Origin of the sequence: Cellulomonas fimi (assembly GCF_012952065.1) — a bacterium.
GTDB lineage: Bacteria > Actinomycetota > Actinomycetes > Actinomycetales > Cellulomonadaceae > Pengzhenrongella > Pengzhenrongella fimi_A.
In genome coordinates this window covers 63,579-86,037 of the sequence record NZ_JABCJJ010000005.1, presented here as the reverse complement: position 1 = coordinate 86,037, position 22,459 = coordinate 63,579, and the positions used below count along the sequence as shown (strand labels likewise).

21 protein-coding genes are annotated in these 22,459 nt (G+C 72.3%); 19 read left to right on the top strand and 2 right to left on the bottom strand.

Annotation, left to right across the window (positions count from 1 at the left end):
* Positions 1–50 precede the first annotated feature (50 nt).
* From pyrH to dxr, 10 genes are all read left to right on the top strand, one after another.
* Entirely contained in the window at positions 51–797 is a 747-nt protein-coding gene (pyrH, locus tag HIR71_RS04975) for a UMP kinase (RefSeq protein ID WP_211373813.1), read from the top strand.
* Between the two features lie 62 nt (positions 798–859).
* The gene (gene frr / locus HIR71_RS04970) at positions 860–1,417 is read left to right on the top strand and encodes a ribosome recycling factor (RefSeq protein WP_169323954.1); all 558 of its coding nucleotides are present in this window, start codon (positions 860–862) and stop codon (positions 1,415–1,417) included.
* Positions 1,417–2,271 carry a phosphatidate cytidylyltransferase gene (locus tag HIR71_RS04965; protein ID WP_169323953.1) on the top strand — a complete coding sequence of 285 codons (855 nt, stop codon included), beginning with the start codon at positions 1,417–1,419 and terminating at the stop codon, positions 2,269–2,271. Before frr ends, HIR71_RS04965 begins: the two co-directional genes overlap by 1 nt.
* A gap of 18 nt (positions 2,272–2,289) precedes the next feature.
* The gene (gene rlmN / locus HIR71_RS04960) at positions 2,290–3,447 is read left to right on the top strand and encodes a dual-specificity RNA methyltransferase RlmN (protein WP_169323952.1); all 1,158 of its coding nucleotides are present in this window, start codon (positions 2,290–2,292) and stop codon (positions 3,445–3,447) included.
* Positions 3,444–3,998, top strand: a complete 555-nt coding sequence (locus HIR71_RS04955; protein WP_169323951.1) for a DivIVA domain-containing protein — start codon at positions 3,444–3,446, stop codon at positions 3,996–3,998. Before rlmN ends, HIR71_RS04955 begins: the two co-directional genes overlap by 4 nt.
* A gap of 247 nt (positions 3,999–4,245) precedes the next feature.
* Positions 4,246–5,034, top strand: coding sequence for a DeoR/GlpR family DNA-binding transcription regulator (locus tag HIR71_RS04950; protein WP_169323950.1), 789 nt, complete (start codon positions 4,246–4,248; stop codon positions 5,032–5,034).
* Positions 5,031–6,011, top strand: a complete 981-nt coding sequence (locus tag HIR71_RS04945; protein ID WP_169323949.1) for a 1-phosphofructokinase family hexose kinase — start codon at positions 5,031–5,033, stop codon at positions 6,009–6,011. The genes HIR71_RS04950 and HIR71_RS04945 overlap by 4 nt, the downstream gene beginning before the upstream one ends.
* Complete coding sequence (locus tag HIR71_RS04940) at positions 5,999–8,023, top strand: PTS fructose transporter subunit IIABC (protein WP_169323948.1); 2,025 nt, start codon at positions 5,999–6,001, stop codon at positions 8,021–8,023. Before HIR71_RS04945 ends, HIR71_RS04940 begins: the two co-directional genes overlap by 13 nt.
* Positions 8,024–8,076: 53 nt before the next feature.
* Positions 8,077–8,355 carry an HPr family phosphocarrier protein gene (locus tag HIR71_RS04935; RefSeq protein ID WP_169323947.1) on the top strand — a complete coding sequence of 93 codons (279 nt, stop codon included), beginning with the start codon at positions 8,077–8,079 and terminating at the stop codon, positions 8,353–8,355.
* 36 nt (positions 8,356–8,391) lie between these two features.
* Positions 8,392–9,585, top strand: a complete 1,194-nt coding sequence (gene dxr, locus HIR71_RS04930) for a 1-deoxy-D-xylulose-5-phosphate reductoisomerase (protein WP_169323946.1) — start codon at positions 8,392–8,394, stop codon at positions 9,583–9,585.
* Positions 9,586–9,595: 10 nt separating this feature from the next.
* Here dxr and HIR71_RS04925 read toward each other — a convergent pair whose 3' ends face one another.
* Entirely contained in the window at positions 9,596–10,987 is a 1,392-nt protein-coding gene (locus tag HIR71_RS04925; RefSeq protein ID WP_169323945.1) for an aspartate aminotransferase family protein, read from the bottom strand.
* Complete coding sequence (locus HIR71_RS04920) at positions 10,984–11,460, bottom strand: Lrp/AsnC family transcriptional regulator (protein WP_169323944.1); 477 nt, start codon at positions 11,458–11,460, stop codon at positions 10,984–10,986. Before HIR71_RS04920 ends, HIR71_RS04925 begins: the two co-directional genes overlap by 4 nt.
* Before the next feature lie 183 nt (positions 11,461–11,643).
* Between HIR71_RS04920 and HIR71_RS04915 the strand changes: the two genes are divergently transcribed.
* The 9 genes from HIR71_RS04915 to HIR71_RS04875 all read left to right on the top strand — a co-directional run bounded on the left by HIR71_RS04915 (position 11,644) and on the right by HIR71_RS04875 (position 22,448).
* A complete protein-coding gene (locus HIR71_RS04915; protein ID WP_311836096.1) occupies positions 11,644–13,092 on the top strand; it encodes a gamma-aminobutyraldehyde dehydrogenase in 1,449 nt (482 codons plus the stop codon).
* Between the two features lie 195 nt (positions 13,093–13,287).
* On the top strand, positions 13,288–14,562 hold the full coding sequence (locus tag HIR71_RS04910) for an ABC transporter substrate-binding protein (RefSeq protein WP_169323943.1): 1,275 nt from the start codon (positions 13,288–13,290) through the stop codon (positions 14,560–14,562).
* Entirely contained in the window at positions 14,562–15,761 is a 1,200-nt protein-coding gene (locus tag HIR71_RS04905) for an ABC transporter ATP-binding protein (protein WP_169323942.1), read from the top strand. Before HIR71_RS04910 ends, HIR71_RS04905 begins: the two co-directional genes overlap by 1 nt.
* The gene (locus HIR71_RS04900; protein ID WP_169323941.1) at positions 15,758–16,699 is read left to right on the top strand and encodes an ABC transporter permease; all 942 of its coding nucleotides are present in this window, start codon (positions 15,758–15,760) and stop codon (positions 16,697–16,699) included. The genes HIR71_RS04905 and HIR71_RS04900 overlap by 4 nt, the downstream gene beginning before the upstream one ends.
* Positions 16,696–17,517 carry an ABC transporter permease gene (locus tag HIR71_RS04895; RefSeq protein WP_169323940.1) on the top strand — a complete coding sequence of 274 codons (822 nt, stop codon included), beginning with the start codon at positions 16,696–16,698 and terminating at the stop codon, positions 17,515–17,517. Before HIR71_RS04900 ends, HIR71_RS04895 begins: the two co-directional genes overlap by 4 nt.
* 8 nt (positions 17,518–17,525) lie before the next feature.
* Complete coding sequence (locus tag HIR71_RS04890) at positions 17,526–18,857, top strand: saccharopine dehydrogenase family protein (protein WP_169323939.1); 1,332 nt, start codon at positions 17,526–17,528, stop codon at positions 18,855–18,857.
* Between the two features lie 94 nt (positions 18,858–18,951).
* The gene (locus tag HIR71_RS04885; protein ID WP_169323938.1) at positions 18,952–20,256 is read left to right on the top strand and encodes a M50 family metallopeptidase; all 1,305 of its coding nucleotides are present in this window, start codon (positions 18,952–18,954) and stop codon (positions 20,254–20,256) included.
* Positions 20,257–20,314: 58 nt separating this feature from the next.
* Positions 20,315–21,445 carry a flavodoxin-dependent (E)-4-hydroxy-3-methylbut-2-enyl-diphosphate synthase gene (ispG, locus tag HIR71_RS04880; RefSeq protein ID WP_211373807.1) on the top strand — a complete coding sequence of 377 codons (1,131 nt, stop codon included), beginning with the start codon at positions 20,315–20,317 and terminating at the stop codon, positions 21,443–21,445.
* A gap of 115 nt (positions 21,446–21,560) precedes the next feature.
* Positions 21,561–22,448 carry a GNAT family N-acetyltransferase gene (locus HIR71_RS04875; RefSeq protein WP_169323936.1) on the top strand — a complete coding sequence of 296 codons (888 nt, stop codon included), beginning with the start codon at positions 21,561–21,563 and terminating at the stop codon, positions 22,446–22,448.
* Positions 22,449–22,459 lie beyond the last annotated feature (11 nt).

Genomic DNA, 22,459 nt, shown 5'->3' with positions numbered 1-22,459 from the left:
GGAGCGGGCCCCCGGCGAGCGGAGGACATGTGACGCAGGACCACGACGCGCTGACCGGCGGTTCCGGCCCGGTGCGCGATGAGGACGGTGGCCCCCGCCGGGTCCTCCTCAAGCTCTCGGGCGAGACGTTCGGCGGCGGGGGGATCGGCCTGGCGCCCGACGTCGTCCAGCGGGTCGCCGCGGAGATCGCGGCGGCGGTGCGCGCGGGTGTCCAGGTCGCGGTCGTCACGGGCGGCGGCAACTTCTTCCGCGGCGCCGAGCTCTCCCAGCGCGGCCTCGACCGTGCGCGCGCCGACTACATGGGCATGCTCGGCACCGTGATGAACTGCCTGGCGCTCCAGGACTTCCTCGAGCAGGCCGGCGTCGACACGCGGGTCCAGACCGCCATCACCATGGGTCAGGTCGCCGAGCCCTACATCCCGCTGCGCGCCATCCGGCACATGGAGAAGGGCCGCGTCGTGATCTTCGGCGCGGGCGCGGGCATGCCCTACTTCTCGACGGACACCGTGGCGGTGCAGCGAGCGCTCGAGACGCACTGCCAGGAGGTGCTCATGGGCAAGAACGGCGTCGACGGCGTCTACACCGCCGACCCGCGCACCGACCCCACCGCCGTCAGGCTCGACCACCTCACGTACGCGGACGCGCTGCTCCAGGGGCTCGAGGTGGTCGACTCGACCGCGTTCAGCCTGTGCAAGGACAACGACGTGCGCATGCGAGTGTTCGGCATGAGCGAGCCCGGGAACGTCACGCGCGCGCTGCTGGGTGAGAAGATCGGCACGTTGGTCACGGCGGACTGACCCGCACCCCCGTGGCCGCAGCGCCACGACGATCCGCGAACGACGCGAACAAAGGAGCACCGGTGATCGACGAGACCCTTCTCGAGGCCGAGCAGAAGATGGACAAGGCGATCGAGGTCGCCAAGGAGGACTTCGCGACCATCCGGACCGGTCGGGCCAACGCGGCGATGTTCTCCAAGATCACCGTCGAGTACTACGGCACGCCGACGCCGCTCCAGCAGCTCGCCTCGTTCAACACGCCCGAGGCACGCACGATCCTGATCTCGCCGTTCGACAAGTCCGTCATGACGGGCATCGAGAAGGCGCTGCGCGACTCCGACCTCGGGGTCAACCCCAGCAACGACGGCAACGTCATCCGCGTCGTCCTGCCCAGCCTCACGCAGGAGCGCCGCAAGGACTTCGTGAAGCTCGCTCGCGCGAAGGCCGAGGACGCGCGGGTCTCCGTGCGCAACATCCGCCGCCGCGCGAAGGAGGAGCTCGACCGCATCGCGAAGGACGGCGAGGCGGGGGAGGACGAGGTGGCCAGGGCCGAGAAGGAGCTCGAGGTGCAGACCAAGAAGCGCATCGAGGTCATCGACACGGTCCTCGCGGCCAAGGAGAGCGAGCTGCTCGAGGTCTGATGACTCAGCTCGCCGGCCCCGCCGCGCCACCGCAGGTCCCGCGCTCCGGCCGGAACGTGCCGGTGGCCATCGTCGTCGGCCTGCTCCTGCTCGGCGCGGTCGGGGCGTCCCTGTTCTGGCACAAGGAGATCTTCCTCGGGCTCGCGCTGCTCGCCGTCGGGGCGGCGCTCTGGGAGCTGGCTCAGGCGCTGGCGCGCCGGGACATCCACCTGCCGCTGCTGCCGCTGCTCGTCGGCGCGGTCGGCATCCTCGTCTCGTCGTACGTCGCGGGCAGCGAGGCGCTGCTGGTGTCGTTCATGCTCACTGCGGGCGGCGTCGTCGTCTGGCGGGTGCTGGACGGGACGGGACCGGCGGCGCTCCGCGACGCGAACGCGGGCATCTTCGCGGCCGCCTACCTGCCGTTCATGGCCGGCTTCGCGATGATCATGCTGTCGATGCCCGACGGCGCGCGGCGGGTCCTGCTCTTCGTCCTCCTGGCGGTCGCGAGCGACGTGGGCGGGTACGTCGCCGGGGTTCTCGTGGGTCGCCACCCGCTGGCCCCCGCGGTGAGCCCCAAGAAGACCTGGGAAGGTCTGGCCGGGTCGGTGGTGCTGTCCTGCGTGGTGGGTGCGATCGGCATCGCGTGGGGCTTCGGCGCCAACCCGCTGATCGGCGTCGGGCTCGGCCTGGCGACCGTGATCACCGCGACGGTGGGCGACCTGTCCGAGTCGCTCCTCAAGCGCGACCTGCAGCTCAAGGACATGGGCAGCCTGCTGCCCGGCCACGGCGGAGTCCTCGACCGCCTGGACTCGATGCTGCTGAGCGCGCCCGTCGTGTACCTCGTGCTGCTGGCGTTCCTGCCGGTCGGCGACTGAACTGGAAGACTCGAACCGATGACCGTCCCCACCGCCGCCGCCGCGCCGTCGAACCCCACCTCGGTCGCCCTCGACTTCTCCGCGAGCCGTCGTGGGCCGCGCGGCAAGCCTCCGCGGCACTTCGTCGACCTCACGCCCGAGCAGCGCGTGCAGGCCGTCACCGACCTCGGTGAGAAGCCGTTCCGGGCCAAGCAGCTCGCGACGCACTACTTCACGCACCTGACCGCCGACCCGGCCGCCATGACGGACCTGCCCAGGGCGAGCCGTGACCTCCTCGTGGCCGACCTGTTCCCCCAGCTCCTCACCGCGGCACGCACCATGCAGGCCGACGGCGGGACCACGGTCAAGACGCTCTGGCACCTGTTCGACGGGGCCAAGGTCGAGTCGGTGCTCATGCGCTACCCGAACCGCACGACGCTGTGCGTCTCGAGCCAGGCGGGCTGCGGCATGGCGTGCCCGTTCTGCGCCACCGGTCAGCTCGGCCTGACGCGCAACCTCTCCACGGCCGAGATCGTCGAGCAGGTGCGCGCGGCCGCGCGCTCGCTCGCGGACGGGGAGGTCCCCGGCGGCCCGACGCGCCTGTCCAACCTCGTCTTCATGGGGATGGGTGAGCCGCTCGCCAACTACAAGGCCGTCATGGAGACGGTGCGCCGGCTCGTCGCGCCGACGCCCGACGGCCTCGGGATGTCGGCCCGCAACATCACCGTCTCGACGGTCGGCCTCGTGCCCGCGATCGAGAAGCTCACCACGGAGGGCGTCCCGGTGACCCTCGCGGTGTCGCTGCACGCCCCGGACGACGAGCTGCGTGACGAGCTCGTCCCCATCAACACGCGCTGGAGCGTCGACGAGACGCTCGACGCCGCCCGCCGCTACTTCGACGTGACGGGCCGTCGCGTCTCCATCGAGTACGCCCTGATCCGCGACATCAACGACCACGCGTGGCGTGCCGACCTGCTCGGGGAGAAGCTCAACGCGCGCGGCAAGGGCTGGGTGCACTGCAACCCGATCCCGCTCAACCCCACCCCGGGCTCGAAGTGGACCGCGAGCGACCCCGCGGTCGAGGACGAGTTCGTGGCGCGGCTGCGGGCGCACGGTGTTCCGACGACGATCCGCGACACGCGAGGCAGCGACATCGACGGGGCGTGCGGCCAGCTGGCCGCCGAGGAGGACGAGTGAGCCAGGGCATGTTCCGGACCGTCTCGCGGCTCCGTTCGGGGTACGCGACGGACGAGGTGGACGAGTTCTTCGACCACGCGCGCCGCGTCTACGAGGCGCAGGTCGCGGAGGCGCTGACGGGCCGCGACGTCCGTTCGATCGCGTTCGACGTCGTGCGGGGCGGCTACTCGATCCGCGCGGTCGACGGCGCGCTCGATCGTCTGGAGGCGGCGTTCGTCGCCCGGACGCGCGAGGAGTTCGTCGCTCAGCACGGGCAGCAGGCGTGGATGGACCAGCTGGCCGACGGCGCGCGGACGCTCTACGGCCGGCTCACCCGCCCCGACGGCGAGCGGTTCGCGCCGGCCCACCGCGGTGAGCCCGGGTACGAGCCGGCGGACGTCGACGCGCTGTGCCAGCGGCTCGTCGCCTACTTCGATCGGGGCGAGCCGCTGACGGCGCAGGCGGTGCGGTCGGCGACCTTCCGCCGGCGGGGCGGACGCCGCGGCTATGCCGAGGGTCCGGTCGACGCCTTCTGCGACCGCGCCGTCGAGGTCCTGCTGGGCGTGGAGTAGGCCGCCGTACCACCTGACGAAGGGCACCGGCGGAGAACCCGGGTGCCCTTCGTGCTCCTCCAACGCGGGCCGCTCACGCCCGCAGGATTTGTTTACCTGTGATTCGTTGACAAGCAAACTCAAACGGGCATAGAGTCACAAGAACGCAGGCGGATCACCGCGCCGGACACCCGTCCTCGCCACGTCAACGCCGTCACCTCAAACGCCGTCACCTCAAACGCCGTCACCTCAACGCCGAGGAGCACCCGTGTTCGCACACGAACGCCAGGACCGGATCGCCGACGTCGTCGCGGACCGCGGCCGCGTCACCGTGGCCGAGCTCGCGGCCGAGCTCGACGTCACTCCCGAGACGGTCCGGCGAGACCTCGACACGCTGGAGGGCGTTCGTCGGCTGCGCCGGGTCCACGGTGGAGCGGTGGCTATGCACCGGGTCAGCCTGTCCGAGCCCAGCCTCCTCGAGCGCCGCACCCAGCGACTCGACGAGAAGAACCGCATCGCGGACGCAGCGCTGGCGCTCGTCCCCGCGGGCCGCGCGGCGTCGGTGATCCTCGACGCCGGGACCACGACGGAGCGGCTCGCGGACCGGCTCGCGACCTGGCGCGCCGAGCGGGTCGGCGACGAGCTGCTCGTGATCACGAACGCCCTGCCGATCGCCTCCGTCCTCGCGGCCAGCGTCGAGATCCAGCTCGACCTCCTCGGCGGCCGCGTGCGTGGCCTGACCAGCGCCCTCGTGGGCCCGACGACGACCCGCCAGCTCGACGCGCTGCGCGCCGACGTCGCGTTCGTGGGTGCGAACGGCCTGACCGCCGACTTCGGTCTGAGCACCCCCGACTCGGCCGAGGCCGCGGTCAAGGCCGCCATGGTGCGATCGGCGCGACGCGTCGTCGCGCTCGTGGACTCCTCGAAGCTCGGCGAGGACACGCTGGTCCGGTTCGCGACGCTCGACCAGATCGATGCCCTCGTCACCGACGACTCTCCGCCGCCCGACCTGGCGCGTGCGCTGGCCGAGGCCGAGGTGGAGGTCGTGGTCGCATGATCGTCACGCTGACCCCGAACCCGAGCCTCGACCGCACCGTCGAGCTCGCCGAGCCGCTCGCCCGTGGTGCGGTGCAACGGGCGGTCGGCGACAGCCAGGAGCCCGGCGGCAAGGGCGTCAACATCTGCCGAGCCCTGCAGGCCACGGGAGCGCCGTGCCTGGCGGTGCTCCCGGGCGACGCGGACGACCCCGTGATGCTTGCCCTGGTGGCGCAGCGGATCCCGCACGTCGGACTCCCGATCGGCACCCCGCTGCGCAGCAACGTGGCGCTCACCGAGCCCGACGGCACCACCACGAAGGTCAACGCGCCGGGTCCGTCCCTTCGGGCGGACCAGCAGGCGGCACTCGTCGAGCTCGTGCTCGCCCGGGTGACGGGCGCCCGATGGCTGGTGCTCGCCGGATCCCTGCCCGGAGGGGTCCCGGACGACTTCTACGCCGGACTGGTCCGCGAGCTGCGTGCGCGGCTCGGGGCCGCAGCCCCGCGGGTCGCGGTCGACGCGTCCGGCCCACCGCTCGCCGCGGCGGTCGCCGCGCACCCGGACCTGCTCAAGCCGAACGCCGAGGAGCTCGCCGAGCTCACCGGCGTCGGTGACGGGCCCGGTCTCGAGACTGACCCGTCGCTCGCGGCGGCCGCGGCGCGGTCGCTGGTCGACGCCGGCGTGGGCGCCGTCCTGGCGACCCTCGGCTCTCAGGGGGCCGTCCTGGTCACTGCGGAGGGCAGCTGGCTCGGCCGTACTCCTCCCATGGTTCCCCGGAGCACGGTCGGTGCCGGGGACTCGGCACTCGCCGGGTACCTCCTCGCCGACCTCGCCGGGTCGTCCGCTCCCGACCGCCTGCGCCAGGCCGTCGCTCACGGGGCCGCTGCAGCCTCGCTCCCCGGCTCCACCGTTCCCGCGCTGGAGCAGACCCGACCCGACGCCGTCACCGTGACGGCTGTCGCCACCCATCCGATGGAGGATGACCAGTGGGTGCTCTGATCACCACCGACCTCGTCGCGCTCGACGCCGACCTGGGAGCTTCACCGACCACCGTCATCCGGCACCTGGCGGAGCGTGTCGTCGCCGCGGGCCGGGCCACCGAGGTCGAGGGCCTCGCCGCCGACGCCCTGGCCCGCGAGGCCAAGACGGCCACGGGCATCCCCGGCGGGATCGCGATCCCGCACTGCCGGTCGGAGGCGGTCACCGAGCCGACCCTCGCGATGGCGCGGCTGTCCCCGCCCGTCGACTTCGGGGCGAACGACGGTCCCGCCGACCTCGTGTTCTTCATCGCGGCGCCGGCCGGTGCGGATCAGGAGCACCTCAAGCTCCTCGCCAAGCTCGCCCGATCGCTCATGAAGAAGGACTTCACGACGTCGCTGCGGGCCGCGGGCTCGGCGGCCGACGTCGTCGCGATCGTCACCGCGGTCGTCAGCCCTGCACCGGCGCCGGCAGGAGCAGCGGAACCCGCAGCACCGGTGGCCGGCAGCATGACGGAGCCGGTGCCCTCCGGCGCACCGCGGACCCGGCGCCTCGTCGCCGTGACCGCCTGCCCGACCGGGATCGCCCACACCTACATGGCGGCCGATGCGCTCTCGGCCGCCGCCGCCGAGGCCGGGGTCGACCTCCAGGTGGAGACCCAGGGCTCGGCGGGCATGGCGGCCCTCGACCCGGCGGTGATCGCCGCGGCCGACGCCGTGATCTTCGCGGTCGACGTGGACGTGCGGGGCCGCGAGCGCTTCGCCGGCAAGCCCGTCGTGAACGCGCCCGTCAAGCGCGGCATCGACGAGCCCGCGCGGATGGTCGCCGAGGCGCTGGCCGCCGCCGACGACCCGCACGCCCGGCGGGTGAGCGGCGGGTTCCACCCCGACGCCGCCACGGAGGAGGAGCGGAGCGAGCACCTCGGCCACCAGCTCAAGCGCGCCCTCCTCACCGGCGTGAGCTACATGATCCCGTTCGTCGCCGCGGGTGGGCTGATGATCGCGCTCGGGTTCCTCCTGGGCGGGTTCGACATCACCGGCACGGCGGACCAGATCGTGCTCGAGAACACCTTCCTCGCCCTGCCCGACGGCGGCCTCGGTGCCTACCTCGGCGCGGTGTTCTTCAAGATTGGCCAGCTCTCGATGGGCTTCCTGGTGCCGGCGCTGGCGGGCTACATCGCGTACGGGATCGCGGACCGGCCGGGCATCGCGCCCGGCTTCACCGCCGGGGCCGTGGCGGGCTTCATGGGCGCGGGCTTCCTCGGCGGCATCGTCGGCGGGCTCCTCGCCGGGGTGGTGGCCAAGAGCTTCGAGCGCCTCGACGTCCCGCGCTGGCTCCGCAGCCTCATGCCGGTCGTGATCATCCCGCTCGCGGCGTCGATCGTGGCGTCCGGCCTGATGTTCCTCGTGCTCGGCGGCCCGATCGCGTTCGTCACCGAGCGGCTCAACGCGTGGCTCGCGGGCATGACCGGCGCGTCCGCCGTGACCCTCGGGATCATCCTCGGCCTCATGATGGCGTTCGACCTCGGCGGTCCGGTCAACAAGGTGGCCTACTCCTTCGCGGTGGCGGGTCTCGGGACGGCGAGCGTCGACAACACCGCGCCGTGGCAGATCATGGCGGCCGTCATGGCGGCGGGCATGGTGCCGCCGCTCGCGATGGCGCTGGCCACCGTGATCGACCGGAGGCTCTTCAGCCTCGCCGAGCGCGAGAACGGCAAGGCCGCCTGGCTGCTCGGGGCGTCCTTCATCTCCGAGGGCGCGATCCCGTTCGCGGCGGCAGACCCGTTGCGCGTGATCCCCGCGAGCATGCTCGGGGCCGCCGCCACGGGAGCGCTCGTCATGGCGACGGACGTGACGTCGCAGGCGCCGCACGGGGGGATCTTCGTCTTCTTCGCCATCGGCAACGTGCTGTGGTTCGTCGGGGCGATCGCGCTCGGGACCGTGATCTCGGCCGTGGCCGTCGTCGCCCTCAAGCGCTACGCCGTGAGCCGTCGGCCTGCTGCCGTCGACACGCCGGCGCTCGCCACCGTCTGAGCACGACCCCACCTGACACGTCCCACCTGACCCGAACCACCTGAGGAGAGACCATGACCGAACGCCGAGCCACCATCGCCAGCCGCGTCGGGCTGCACGCCCGGCCTGCCGCGATCTTCGCCAAGGCCGCCGGGGCCCAGCCCGTGCCGGTGACCATCGCCATGGACGGCGAGCCGGCCGAGGAGGCGATGGACGCCTCGAGCATCCTGTCCCTCATGAGCCTCGGCGCCTCGCACGGCGACGTCGTCGTGCTGCGCGCCGAGGGGGACGGGGCCGACGACGCGCTCGAGGCTCTCGCCGGGCTCCTCGAGACGGACCTCGACGCCGAGTGAGGCGGAGCGCAGGGCAGGGCAGGGCAGAATGCCACGGTGAACCAGCGCAGCGTCATCCTGCTCGGGTCGACCGGGTCCATCGGGACCCAGGCGATCGACGTCCTCTCCCGGCACCGTGACCGGTTCACGGTCACAGGGCTGGCCGCAGGCGGCGGCGACCCCGTCGCCCTGGCCCGCCAGGCGGTCGCGCTCGGGGTCCGGACGGTGGCCGTCGCCGACGCCGACGCCGCCCCGGCCGTGCTCGCGGCGGTCGCCGACGCCGCGTTCGCGGCGGGGTACGCGTCCGCAGGCGTCGAGGTGCTGGTCGGGCCCGACGCCGCCACGGAGCTCGCCGGGCGGGGCACCGACGTCGTGCTCAACGGGATCACCGGCTCGGTCGGCCTCGGTCCGACCCTCGCTGCCCTCGAGGCGGGGAGCACGCTCGCCCTCGCCAACAAGGAGTCGCTGGTCGTCGGCGGGCCGCTCGTCGCGCGTGCGCTGCGTCGGCCGGACCAGGTCGTCCCGGTCGACTCCGAGCACTCGGCGATCGCACAGGCCCTGCGGTCCGGTGCCCGCAGCGAGGTGCGCCGGCTGATCCTGACGGCGTCCGGCGGTCCCTTCCGCGGCCGGCGGCGCGACGATCTCAAGCCGGTCACGCCCGACGAGGCGCTCGCGCACCCGACGTGGTCGATGGGCCCGGTCGTCACCGTGAACTCCGCGACGCTCATGAACAAGGGGCTCGAGCTCATCGAGGCGCACCTGCTGTTCGGCGTCCCGACCGACGACATCACCGTGGTGGTCCACCCGCAGTCCGTCGTGCACTCGATGGTCGAGTTCGTCGACGGGTCGACGATCGCCCAGGCGTCGCCCCCCGACATGCGGCTGCCGATCGCCCTGGGCCTGTCCTGGCCCGAGCGGCTCGACGACGTCGCGCCCGCGTGCGACTGGTCGACCGCGACCAGCTGGACGTTCGAGCCGCTCGACGAGGAGGCGTTCCCCGCCGTCGGGCTGGCGCGGGCCGCCGTGGCGGCCTCGGCGACCCACCCCGCCGTGTACAACGCGGCGAACGAGGAGTGCGTCGCCGCGTTCCTCGCGGGCCGGATCGGCTTCCTCGACATCGTCGACACCGTCGAGCGGGCGCTGGCCGAGCACGACGGCGCGACGGCGCTGGACGCGCTGACGCTGGACGAGGTCCTGGCCGCCGAGACGTGGGCGAGGGCGCGCACGAACGAGCTCCTCACGCACTCCTGACCGCACCGGGTCAGAGGTGCGACCACGCCTCCGACAGCACGCCGCGCAGGATCTGCTCCATCTCGTCGAACTCGGCGGGTCCGCACGTGAGCGGGGGGGCGAGCTGGACCACCGGGTCGCCGCGGTCGTCCGCCCGGCAGTAGAGGCCGGCGTCGTACAGGGCCTTGGACAGGAACCCGCGCAGCAGCCGCTCGCTCTCGTCGTCGTCGAACGTCTCGCGGGTCTCCTTGTCCTTGACGAGCTCGATGCCGTAGAAGTACCCCTCGCCGCGGACGTCGCCGACGATGGGCAGGTCGAGCAGCTTCTCGAGCGTCCGCCGGAAGACCGGCGCGTTCTGGTGCACGCGGTCGGTGATGCCCTCCTCCTCGAAGAGGTCGAGGTTCGCCATGGCGACCGCGGCCGACACGGGATGACCCCCGAACGTGTACCCGTGGTAGAAGGTCGTCGCGCCGGTGGCGAACGGCTCGAACAGCCGGTCGGAGGCGATGAGCGCGCCGATGGGGGAGTACCCCGACGTCATCCCCTTGGCGCACGTGATCATGTCCGGGACGTAGCCCAGGTCGTCGCACGCGAAGACCTCACCGATCCGGCCGAACGCGCAGATGACCTCGTCGGAGACGAGCAGCACGTCGTGCGTGTCGCAGATCTCCCGGACCCGCTCGAAGTAGCCCGGGGGCGGCGGGAAGCAGCCCCCGGCGTTCTGCACCGGCTCGAGGAAGACCGCGGCGACCGTGTCTGCCCCCTCGAAGAGGATCGCCTCCTCGATCCGGTCCGCGGCCCACCGGCCGAACGCCTTCGGGTCGTCGCGCAGCTCGACGGGTCCGCGGTAGATGTTGGTGTTCGGCACCTTGTGGGCGCCGGGCACGAGCGGTTCGAACGGCGCCTTCATGCTCGGGATGCCCGTGATCGACAGCGCTCCCTGCGGCGTGCCGTGGTAGGCGATCGACCGGGAGATCACCTTGTGCTTGGTGGGCATGCCGCGCAGCTTCCAGTACTGCTTGGCGAGCTTCCACGCCGTCTCGACGGCCTCCCCGCCGCCCGTCGTGAAGAACACCCGGTTGAGGTCGCCCGGGGCGTGGTGGGCGAGCCGCTCGGCGAGGTCGATGGCCTGCGGGTGGGCGTAGGACCACAGCGGGAAGAACGCGAGCTCCTGGGCCTGGGAACGGGCGCGCTCGGCGAGCTCGGCGCGCCCGTGACCGAGCTGGACGACGAAGAGGCCCGAGAGGCCGTCGATGAGGCGACGGCCGGTGTCGTCCCAGATGTGGTGCCCCTCGCCGCGCACGATGGTCGGCACGTCGTGGTCCCAGGCGCTCTGCCGCGTGAAGTGGCCCCACAGGTGGCGGCGCGCGGCGTCGTCGCGGGCCGTGCCTCGCGGCGTGACGGAGTGGGCGGCGCTGCTCATCGGGTCCCCCAGTTGTAGAGCTGCTTGCGGAGCTTCAGGTACACGAACGTCTCGGTGCCGTGGACGCCCGGAAGGGCGCGGATCCGCCCGTTGAGCACCTCGAGCAGGTGGTCGTCGTCCTCGCAGACGACCTCCACCAGCAGGTCGTAGCCGCCCGCGGTGATCACCACGTAGTCGACCTCGGGGAGGTCGGCGAGGGCATCCGCCATCGCCTCGAGGTCGCCCTCGCAGCGGATGCCGATCATCGCCTGACGGGCGAAGCCGACCTGCACGGGGTCGGTCACGGCGACGATCTGGACGACGCCGGACTCCACGAGCCGCTGGACCCGCTGCCGCACCGCGGCCTCCGAGAGGCCCACGGCCTTGCCGATCGTCGCGTACGCGCGCCGGCCGTCCTCCTGCAGCTGTTCGATGATCGCCTTCGACGTCGCGTCGAGCACAGGGGTCGACGAGCTCCGGGGGCGCGTGGTCACTCGACGATAGTTGCCTGTCCCGATGCCCGGACGCAAGCGATTTCGTGGCCGACGCGGTGCGCAACTGCTGATTCCGGTGTCCAGTCGCCACCGACGCACCGTTGATTTCGGCGCCGACTCCACTAGCCTCGGATCCGTCGGGGGTCCATCCACTCCCGCGTGGCCGGTTCGAAGGAGAACGCTGTGACCACCACCAGCACGGCACTGACGACGCTGCGGAACTTCGTGGACGGCGCCTACGTCGACCCGACGTCCGGGCGCACCTCGGACGTCGTCGACCCCAGCACCGGCGAGGCGTACGCGACCGCGCCGGTCTCGAGCGCCGAGGACGTCGACCGCGCCCTGCAGGCAGCGGCCCGGGCGTTCCCGGCCTGGCGCGACGCGACACCCGGCGAGCGCCAGTTGGCGTTGCTGCGGCTCGCGGACGCGATCGAGGCCCGGACCCAGGACTTCGTGGACACCGAGGTGCGCAACACCGGCAAGCCGCTCGGCATCATGGCGACCGACGAGGTCGCGCCGTCGAGCGACCACTTCCGCTTCTTCGCCGGCGCCGCGCGGGTCCTCGAGGGCGCGAGCGCGGGGGAGTACCTCGCGGGCCACACGTCGTTCGTCCGCCGCGAGCCGATCGGGGTGTGTGCTCAGGTCACGCCCTGGAACTACCCGCTGATGATGGCGGTGTGGAAGATCGCACCGGCGCTGGCGGCGGGCAACACGGTGGTGCTCAAGCCGTCGGACACCACTCCCGCCTCGACGCTGCTCCTGGCCGAGGTCGCGGCCGAGTTCCTCCCGGCGGGCGTGCTCAACGTCGTGTGCGGGGACCGCGACACGGGCCGCGCGCTGGTCGACCACCGGATCCCCGACATGGTCTCGATCACGGGCTCCGTCCGGGCCGGGATGGAGGTCGCGGGGAGCGCCGCGCACGACGTCAAGCGCGTGCACCTCGAGCTGGGCGGCAAGGCGCCCGTGATCGTGTTCGGCGACGCCGACCTCGCCGCGGCGGCCGAGGGGATCGCCGTCGGCGGCTACTACAACGCGGGTCAGGACTGCACCGCCGCGACGCGCGTGCTGGTGCACGAGTCGGTGCACGCCGACTTCGTCGCCGCTCTCACCGCGCAGGCCAGGACGCAGCGAACCGGCCGCCCGGACGAGGAGGGGATCGCCTACGGCCCGGTCAACAGCGCCAACCAGCTCGAGCAGGTTCTCGGCTTCCTCGATCGGCTGCCCGACCACGCGCGCGTCCTGACCGGCGGGCACCGGCAGGGCGACGTCGGCTTCTTCCACGAGGCGACCGTCGTCGACGGGCTGCGGCAGGACGACGAGGCGAGCCAGGTGGAGATCTTCGGCCCGGTCATCACCGTCCAGACGTTCCGCGACGAGGCCGAGGTGATCGCGCTCGCGAACGGCGTCGACTACGGGCTGTCGAGCTCGGTGTGGACCAAGGACCACGGCACCGCGATGCGGGTCTCGAGGGCGCTCGACTTCGGCGTCGTCTGGATCAACACGCACATCCCGTTCGTCTCCGAGATGCCGCACGGCGGGTTCAAGCACTCGGGGTACGGCAAGGACCTGTCGATGTACAGCCTGGAGGACTACACGCGCATCAAGCACGTGATGACCAACCTGGCGGGCTAGGTCGTCGGGGGACGCCGGCGGTCGCGCGCCGACACCGGATCGGGCGGTCGCCCGGGCGATACGGTCACGTTTTCGTTGCTACCGGTGAGTTGCGCCACTGATTTGCTTGTGCTGGCGGGTTCGGGGTGCCAGCATCCCCACAGCGGCGCTGTCCCGCGGTGACCGCTATGCCAGCCACGAGAGCGGAGCGCCCAGATGACCCGTCGGCCCGACCTCCCCGCAGACCCGGTGATCCGTGCGCTCGTCCAGCAGGCGCGGCGGGAGCGGTCCCAGCGCGAGCGGCGGTTCGGCCCCGGGGACTCCGGGGCGGTGTCGCGCCGCAGCGTGCTGCAGCTGGGCGCGGGGATGGCGGGCCTGGCGGCGGTGCTCACGGCGTGCGGCACGGGCGGTGGCGCAACGGGCACGTCGTCGTCGGCCGTGCAGGGCCGGGACGTCTCGGCGACCGACAAGAGCGTGTACTGGGCGAACTGGACCCTCTACCTCGACTACGACGAGGAGACGCAGACGTACCCGACGCTGGAGACCTTCCAGGAGCAGACCGGGATCACCGTCTACTACGCCGAGGACATCGACGACAACGACACCTACTTCGGCAAGGTCCAGGGCCAGCTCGCGCGCGGTCAGGACATCGGTCAGGACATCATCACGCTGACGGACTGGATGACCGCGCGCCTGATCCGGCTCGGGTACACCCAGGAGTTCGACCGGGCCAACATCCCGAACGCGGACAACCTGCTCGACGGGCTCAAGAACGTGGACTTCGACCCGGGCCGCAAGAACTCCCTCACCTGGCAGTCGGGGTTCGCGGGGATCGCGTGGGCGAACGACCGGGTGCCGGCGGGGATGCGCAGCGTGTCGGACCTGTGGAACCCCGAGTACCGCGGCCGGGTCGAGGTGCTCTCGGAGATGCGCGACACCGTCGGCCTGATCATGCTCGAGCAGGGCGTCGACCTGGCGGGCGCCTGGGGCGACGACGAGTTCTACGCCGCGCTCGCGGTGCTCGAGGAGCAGATCACGAACGGGCAGATCCGCCAGGTCAAGGGCAACTCGTACAAGGAGGACCTCATCTCGGGCGACGCCGTCGCGGTGATCGGGTGGTCGGGCGACATCACCCAGATCAACTTCGAGAACGACGACCGCTGGTCGTTCGCGCTGCCCGACGCCGGGGGCACGATCTGGTCGGACAACCTCATGGTCCCGGTGGGCGCGACGCACAAGCGCAACGCCGAGGAGCTCATGAACTACTACTACGACCCGGCGGTCGCGGCCCAGGTGGCCGCCTGGGTCAACTACATCTGCCCGGTCAAGGGCGCCCAGGAGGCCATGGCGGAGATCGACCCCGAGCTGGTGGAGAACCCGCTGATCTTCCCGGACGACGCCACGCTCGCGAAGGCCCACGTCTTCCGCACGCTCACGCCGGAGGAGGAGACGCGGTACAACGGCGACTTCCTCACGGCGATCGGGGCGTGATGGCGCACGGCACGACGACGGGCGTGCAGGACGCCGCGGGCCCGGCCGGCGCGACCGACGGACCGACGTCCGGTGGCTCGGGCGCCGACCTCGGCCTGGTCGGCGTGACCAAGGCGTTCGGCTCGTACCTCGCGGTCGACGACCTCACCCTGACAGTGCCGGCGGGAACGTTCTTCGCCCTCCTGGGGCCGTCCGGGTGCGGCAAGACGACGACCCTGCGCATGGTCGCCGGTCTCGAGCACCCGACCTCCGGGTCCATCACCATCGGCGGCACCGACGTCACGGCGCGCCGCGCGCACCAGCGCCCGGTCAACACCGTGTTCCAGAGCTACGCGCTCTTCCCGCACCTGACGGTGCTGGAGAACGTCGCCTTCGGCCTGCGGCGCCGACGCGTGCCCGACGCCGTGGCGCGCGCCCGCGACGGCCTCGCGCTGGTCGAGCTGCCGCACCTCGCGGACCGCAGGCCCGCCCAGCTGTCCGGTGGCCAGCAGCAGCGGGTCGCCCTCGCCCGTGCGCTCGTCAACAGCCCGGCCGTGCTGCTGCTCGACGAGCCGCTCGGCGCCCTGGACCTCAAGCTGCGCCGCCAGATGCAGGTCGAGCTCAAGCGCATCCAGACCGAGGTCGGCCTCACGTTCGTGCACGTGACCCACGACCAGGAGGAGGCCATGACCATGGCCGACCAGGTCGCCGTCATGAACGCCGGGCGCATCGAGCAGCTCGGCACGCCGGCGGAGCTGTACGAGCTGCCGCGCACGGTCTTCGTGGCGAACTTCCTCGGGCAGTCGAACCTGCTGCCGGGTCGGGTGCGCGAGGTACGCGACGGGTGGGTCGGGGTGGACGTCGGCGGCACCCGGTTGGTGGTCCCGCAGGACCGCGCCGTGAGCACCCACGGCGACGTGCTGGTGGGGGTCCGACCCGAGAAGATCCATCTCCTGCCCGCCGACGAGGAGCTGTCGGACGACGCGAACGTCGTCGGGCCGGGGCGCGTCACCGACGTGTCCTTCGCCGGCGTCAGCACGCAGTACCAGGTCGAGGTGCCGGGGCTCGGGACGCTCGGCGTCTTCGCGCAGAATCTGGCGGGCGGCGCGCAGGTCGCGCTCGGCGCGCAGGTGCGCCTCGCGTGGGCGCCGCGCTTCACGTTCGGGCTCGACGGGTCGACGGACGCGTCCGACGGCGTCGTCGACCTGGACCGCGCATGACCATCGCGGCCGCCCTCGGCAGCGAGGCCGCGGCGTCGGGACCGGCGGCCGCCCCGCCGGGTACGAGCCGTCCGGGTCGACGCCCGCGGGGCGGCGCCTACCTCCTGCTGGCGCCTGGGCTGGTCTACCTCCTGCTGTTCTTCGTCCTGCCCGTCGTCGCCCTGCTCGCGACCTCGCTCTACGTGCCGGTGCCCGGTGGCGACGTCGGGCAGTTCCAGCCGGCGCTCGAGTGGCAGAACTACGCGTCCGCGCTCAGGGCCTTCTGGCCCCAGCTGGTCCGCTCGTTCGCCTTCGCGCTCGTCGCGACGGTCGCGGCGCTCCTGATCGGGTACCCGATGGCGTACGTCGTCGCGGTCCGGCTGCGGGGGCGACAGCTCGCCCAGGGCCTGCTCCTCGTGCTGCTCGTCGCGCCGTTCTTCACGAGCTTCATCCTGCGGACGATCGCGTGGAAGCAGATCCTCGCCGACGACGCGTTCGTCGTCTCCGCGCTGAAGTGGCTCCAGGTGCTCCCGGCGGACGGGCGGCTCACCGCCACGGCGTTCGCGGTCGTGGCGGGCCTGACGTACAACTTCCTGCCGTTCATGGCGCTGCCGATCTACGCGAGCCTCGGGCGGCTCGACCCGCGGCTGGTCGAGGCGGGGGGAGACCTGTACGCGAACGGGCTGACGACGTTCCGGCGCGTGACCCTGCCCCTGTCGATGCCCGGCGTCGTCTCCGGGACGCTGCTCACGTTCATCCCCGCATCGGGCGACTACGTGAACGCGGTGCTCCTCGGCAACCCCACGAGCACGGCGATGATCGGGCAGGTCATCGACTCGCGGTTCTTCCGGGTCGCCGACTACCCGACGGCGTCGGCGCTGTCCGTCGTGCTCATGCTCGCGATCCTTGCCCTGGTGACCGCGTACGTGCGACGCGCAGGCACCGAGGACCTCGTGTGAGCGCCGCGCGGCGGCGACGGGGCTGGTCGCTGGGCGACGCCGTCGTGCCCGTGTTCGCGGGGCTCGCGTTCCTGTACCTGCTGGTGCCGGTCGCCTACACCGTGGCGTTCTCGTTCAACGACGCGGGCCGGTCGAACCTCGTGTGGCAGGGCTTCACGCTCGACGCCTGGCGCAACCCGTGCGGGGCCCCGCAGGTGTGCGAGGCGTTCGTCAACTCGCTCACCGTCGGGCTGCTCGCGACCGCCGGGGCGACGGTGCTCGGCACGATGGTCGCCGTCGCGCTCGTCCGGTACCGGTTCCGCGGGCGGAGCGCCGCCAACCTGCTGATCTTCCTGCCGATGTCCACGCCCGAGGTCGTGCTCGGGGCGGCGCTGCTGGCTCAGTTCCTCTCGCTGCGGGTGCAGCCGGGGTTCGGCACGGTCGTGATCGCGCACGTGATGTTCAGCGTCTCGTTCGTCGTCGTCACGGTCAAGGCGCGGGTGGCGAGCCTGGACCCGCGGCTCGAGGAGGCCGCCGCCGACCTCTACGCCTCGTCGTGGCTCGCTTTCTGGAAGGTGACCTTTCCGCTGCTCGTGCCGGGCATCGCGGCCGCGGCGCTGCTGGCGTTCTCCCTCAGCTTCGACGACTTCATCATCACCAACTTCAACTCGGGCGCGTTCACCACGTTCCCGAAGTTCGTCTACGTGTCCGCCGCGCGGGGCATCCCGCCCCAGGCGAACGTCATCGGTTCGATCATGTTCGCCCTCGCGCTCGTGCTGGTGGTCGCCGTGCAGGTCGCGGCGGCCGCCCGACGACGCCGGGCGGCCCGAGCGGTCTAGGAGGATCCGTGCGCATCCTGGTGGTCGGCAGCGGTGGGGTCGGTGACGCGGTCGCGCGGATCGCCGCCCGGCGGGTGTTCTTCGAGCGGATGGTCGTGGCGGACTTCGACGTCGCGCGCGCGGACCGCACGGTCGCCGCCGCGAACGCGCGCGACCTCGCGCGGGTGGGCCCGCGCTTCGTGGCGGCCCGGGTCGACGCGAGCGACCCCGCGGCGATCACCGCCCTCGCGCGGGAGCACGGCGCCACCCACGTGCTGAACGCCGTGGACCCCCGGTTCGTGATGTCGGTCTTCCAGGGCGCGTTCGACGCCGGGGCGGACTACCTCGACATGGCGATGTCGCTCTCGCGCCCGCACCCGGAACGACCCTACGAGGAGACGGGCGTCAAACTCGGCGACGCCCAGTTCGCAGCCGACTCCCGGTGGCGCGACGCCGGGCGCCTCGCGCTCGTCGGGATGGGGGTCGAGCCCGGGCTGTCCGACGTCTTCGCCCGCTACGCCGTCGACCACCTGTTCAGCGAGGTCGACGAGCTCGGGACCCGCGACGGCGCCGACCTCGTGGTGCTGGGCGACGACGGGGAGCCGGTCTTCGCGCCGTCGTTCTCCATCTGGACGACGATCGAGGAGTGCCTCAACCCGCCCGTGATCTGGGAGGCGGACCGCGGCTGGTACACCGTCCCGCCGTTCTCCGAGCCCGAGGTGTTCGACTTCCCCGGCGGCATCGGGCCGGTCGAGTGCGTCCACGTCGAGCACGAGGAGGTGCTGCTCATGCCGCGCTTCCTCGGTGCCCGCAAGGTGACGTTCAAGTACGGGCTCGGCGAGGAGTTCATCGCGGTCCTGCGCACGCTGCACACCCTCGGGCTCGACCGCACCGAGGCGGTCCCGGTCCGGTCGGCCGACCCTGCGGCGCCGGGCTCCGTGGCCGTGAGCCCGCGCGACGTCGTCGCCGCCGTCCTGCCCGATCCCGCGGCGCTCGGCGAGCGGATGCGCGGGAAGACGTGCGCGGGCGTGCTGGTGACGGGCCGGGGTCGCGACGGTGAGCCGCGCGAGGTCTACCTGCACCACATCGTCGACAACGCGTGGTCGATGGCGGAGTACGGCGCCCAGTGCGTCGTGTGGCAGACGGCGGTGAACCCCGTGCTCGCGCTCGAGCTGCTGGCCCGCGGCGTCTGGTCGGGAGCGGGCGTGCTCGGTCCCGAGGCGTTCGACGCCGTCCCGTTCCTCGACCTGCTCTCCGCGCCCGAGCCGGTGGGGTACGGGTCGCCGTGGACGCTCGAGGAGCGCACCCCTCGGCCCGCCGCGGGGACGGCGACGACGCCCTCGACGCCGTCCAGCGCCTGACCGCCGTCGACGTGCAGCAGGCACCCAGGAGGACGGGGGATGATGGACGCCCTCTCGTCGCGCGGCCGGTGCGCAGGTACGGAACGGAGAACTGATGGCCTACCTCGTGGGCGTGCTGGTGATGGTCGTCGGCCTGCTCGTGTCGATCGCCCTGCACGAGGTCGGTCACATGGTGCCCGCGAAGCGGTTCGGGGTGCGGGTCAGCCAGTACATGGTCGGGTTCGGCCCGACGCTGTGGTCCCGGACCCGGGGCGAGACCGAGTACGGCCTCAAGGCGATCCCGCTGGGCGGGTACGTCCGCATGGTGGGGATGTACCCGCCGCCGGACGCCGTCGGGAACCCGCCGGTGCGCGGCTGGTCGGGGCAGCTCGCCCAGGACGCCCGGAAGGTGAGCGCCGAGGAGATCCGGCCCGGGGAGGAGCACCGCGCCTTCTACCGCCTCTCCACGCCGAAGAAGCTGACGGTCATGCTCGGGGGGCCGGTCATGAACCTGCTCATCGCGGGCGTCCTGCTCGCCGTGATGCTCGTCGGGTTCGGGTCGCCGACGCCGGTCCCGACGGTCTCGTCGGTCACCTCGTGCGTCCCGGCCGCCGGTGCCGCCGAGTGCGCCTCGGGCGACCCCGAGTCACCGGCGACCGCAGCAGGCCTCCAGGAGGGCGACGTCGTGCGGACGTTCGGCGGGGTCGCGGTCACCTCCTGGGACCAGCTCTCGCGGCTCATCCGCGGGTCGGGGGGCGAGACCGTGGCCGTCACCGTCCAGCGCGACGGTGCCGAGCGGGAGCTCATGGTGACCCCGGTGACGGTGGATCGTCCGGTCGTCGAGGACGGGGCCGTCGTGCTCGATGCCGGCGGCGAGCCGCGCCTCGCACCGGTGGGATACCTCGGTGTCGGTCCCGCGTGGGCGCTCGAGCGGCAGCCGCTCGCGACCGTCCCGACCGCGCTGTGGACCGGGGTCTCGGGGACGGCGGCGATCGTCCTCACCCTCCCGGCGCGGATCGTCGACGTCGCCCAGGCCGCGTTCGGGCTCGAGGAGCGCGACCAGACGTCGGTGATCGGCCCGGTGGGGATCGGTCGGCTCGCGGGCGAGGTGGCGGCCGAGGGCGGAGGTGACCTCGGTCTCACGGGACAGGTCCGCACGCTGCTCGGCCTGCTCGCCGCGCTGAACATCGCGCTGTTCGTCTTCAACCTGATCCCGCTGCTGCCGCTCGACGGGGGGCACGTCGTCGGCGCGCTGTGGGAAGGGGCCAAGCGCCAGGTCGCGCGGGTGCGCGGGCTCCCACGACCTCGCCCGGCGGACGTCGCCAGGATGATGCCGGTCGCGTACGGGATGTTCGTCGTGCTCGTGGGCGTCGGCCTGCTGCTCGTCTACGCGGACATCGTGCGCCCGGTCACCCTGTGAGGGCGCTCGGCGGCCGAAGGGGGATACTGGCACGGTGACGATCCCGATCAACCTTGGCATGCCGGAAGCGCCGCCCCCGGTGCTGGCCCCGCGTCGACCGACCCGCAAGATCAAGGTGGGCAAGGTCGACGTCGGCGGCGACGCCCCGATCAGCGTGCAGTCCATGACGACGACGCCGACCACGGACATCAACGCGACCCTGCAGCAGATCGCCGAGCTCACGGCGTCGGGCTGCGACATCGTGCGTGTCGCGGTGCCGAGCCAGGACGACGCCGAGGCGCTGCCGGTGATCGCGCGGAAGTCGCAGATCCCGGTGATCGCGGACATCCACTTCCAGCCCAAGTACGTGTTCGCCGCGATCGACGCGGGCTGCGCCGCCGTCCGGGTCAACCCAGGCAACATCCGGAAGTTCGACGACCAGGTCAAGGAGATCGCACGCGCGGCATCCGAGGCGGGCGTCTCGATCCGCATCGGCGTCAACGCCGGGTCGCTCGACCCGCGGCTGCTCGCCAAGTACGGCAAGGCGACGCCCGAGGCACTCGTGGAGTCGGCCGTGTGGGAGGCGTCGCTGTTCGAGGAGCACGGGTTCCACGACTTCAAGATCTCCGTCAAGCACAACGACCCGGTCGTGATGGTGCGCGCCTACGAGCTGCTGTCCGAGCGCGGCGACTGGCCGCTGCACCTCGGTGTGACCGAGGCGGGACCCGCGTTCCAGGGCACGATCAAGTCCGCGACGGCGTTCGGCGCGCTGCTGAGCAAGGGCATCGGCGACACGATCCGCGTCTCCCTGTCGGCCCCGCCGGTCGAGGAGGTGAAGGTCGGCATCCAGATCCTGCAGTCGCTCAACCTCCGGCCGCGCAAGCTCGAGATCGTCTCGTGCCCGTCCTGCGGCCGCGCCCAGGTGGACGTGTACTCGCTGGCCGAGCGCGTCACCGCCGGGCTCGAGGGCCTCGAGGTGCCGCTGCGGGTCGCCGTGATGGGCTGCGTCGTGAACGGACCGGGCGAGGCCCGTGAGGCCGATCTCGGCGTGGCGTCCGGGAACGGGAAGGGTCAGATCTTCGTCAAGGGCCAGGTGGTCAAGACCGTGCCCGAGTCGCAGATCGTCGAGACCCTGATCGAGGAGGCCATGCGCATCGCGGAGTCGATGGAGACGGTCGAGGCCTCGTCGCCGGTCGTCACCGTGTCCTGAGCACCGTCCTCTGAGCACCGTCTCCTGAGGCACCGTCTCGAGCACGTCGTCGGCTCGGGTCAGCTGGACCGAGCATGTCCGGGCGCCGTCCAGTCGGGTGGTGCACAATCCCCCCATGGCACGCTGGCGCGGCTCGACGCTGGGTGGGACCGCAGTCGGCGGCCGCCTCCTCGACGACGCCGACCTGCCCGCCGCCCTCGACCTGTGCGCCCGGCTCCCGGTCGAGTCGGTCCTGGCCGCGAGCCGGATCGAGGCGGCGCGCAGGATGGGGATGGCGGCGTCGGGCGGGCAGCTCTGGGGGTTCGAGCAGGACGGCGGCCTCCAGGCGCTGTGCTGGTCGGGCGCGAACCTCGTCCCCCTCGTCCCGCCGGGCGTCGACGGCGCCGTGGAGGCGTTCGCCGCGATGGCCCTGGCGCAGGGCCGGCGGTGCTCGTCCATCGTCGGCGAGGCCCACGCCGCCCTCGGCCTCTGGAACCTGCTCGCCGGATCGTGGTCACGACCGCGCGAGGTCCGCGCCAACCAGCCCTCGCTCGTGATCGACGGCGACCCGCTCGTGGATCCCGACCCGTTCGTCCGGTACTCGCGTCCGACCGAGTACGACCTCGTGCTCCCGGCCTGCGTGCGCATGTTCGCCGAAGAGGTCGGTTACTCGCCCGCCTCCGGACCGCAGGGGCCCTACGAGCAGCGCGTCCGCTCGCTGATCGCCGAGCGCCGCTCGTTCATCCGGCTGGCGCACGGCACGCACGGGGCGGAGGTCGCGTTCAAGGCCGAGCTCGGAGCGGTCGCGGTCGGGGTCGCGCAGGTCCAGGGCGTCTGGGTCGCGCCCCCGTTCCGCGGTCGGCGGCTCTCGGAGGCCGGGATGGCGGCGGTCGTCGTGACGACGCGTGCCGAGGTGGCACCCACGGTCTCGCTCTACGTCAACGACTACAACGAGCGTGCCATCGCCGCCTACCGCCGCGTCGGTTTCCGCCAGGAGGGCACGTACGCCACGGTGCTCTTCTAGGCTGCGCTCTT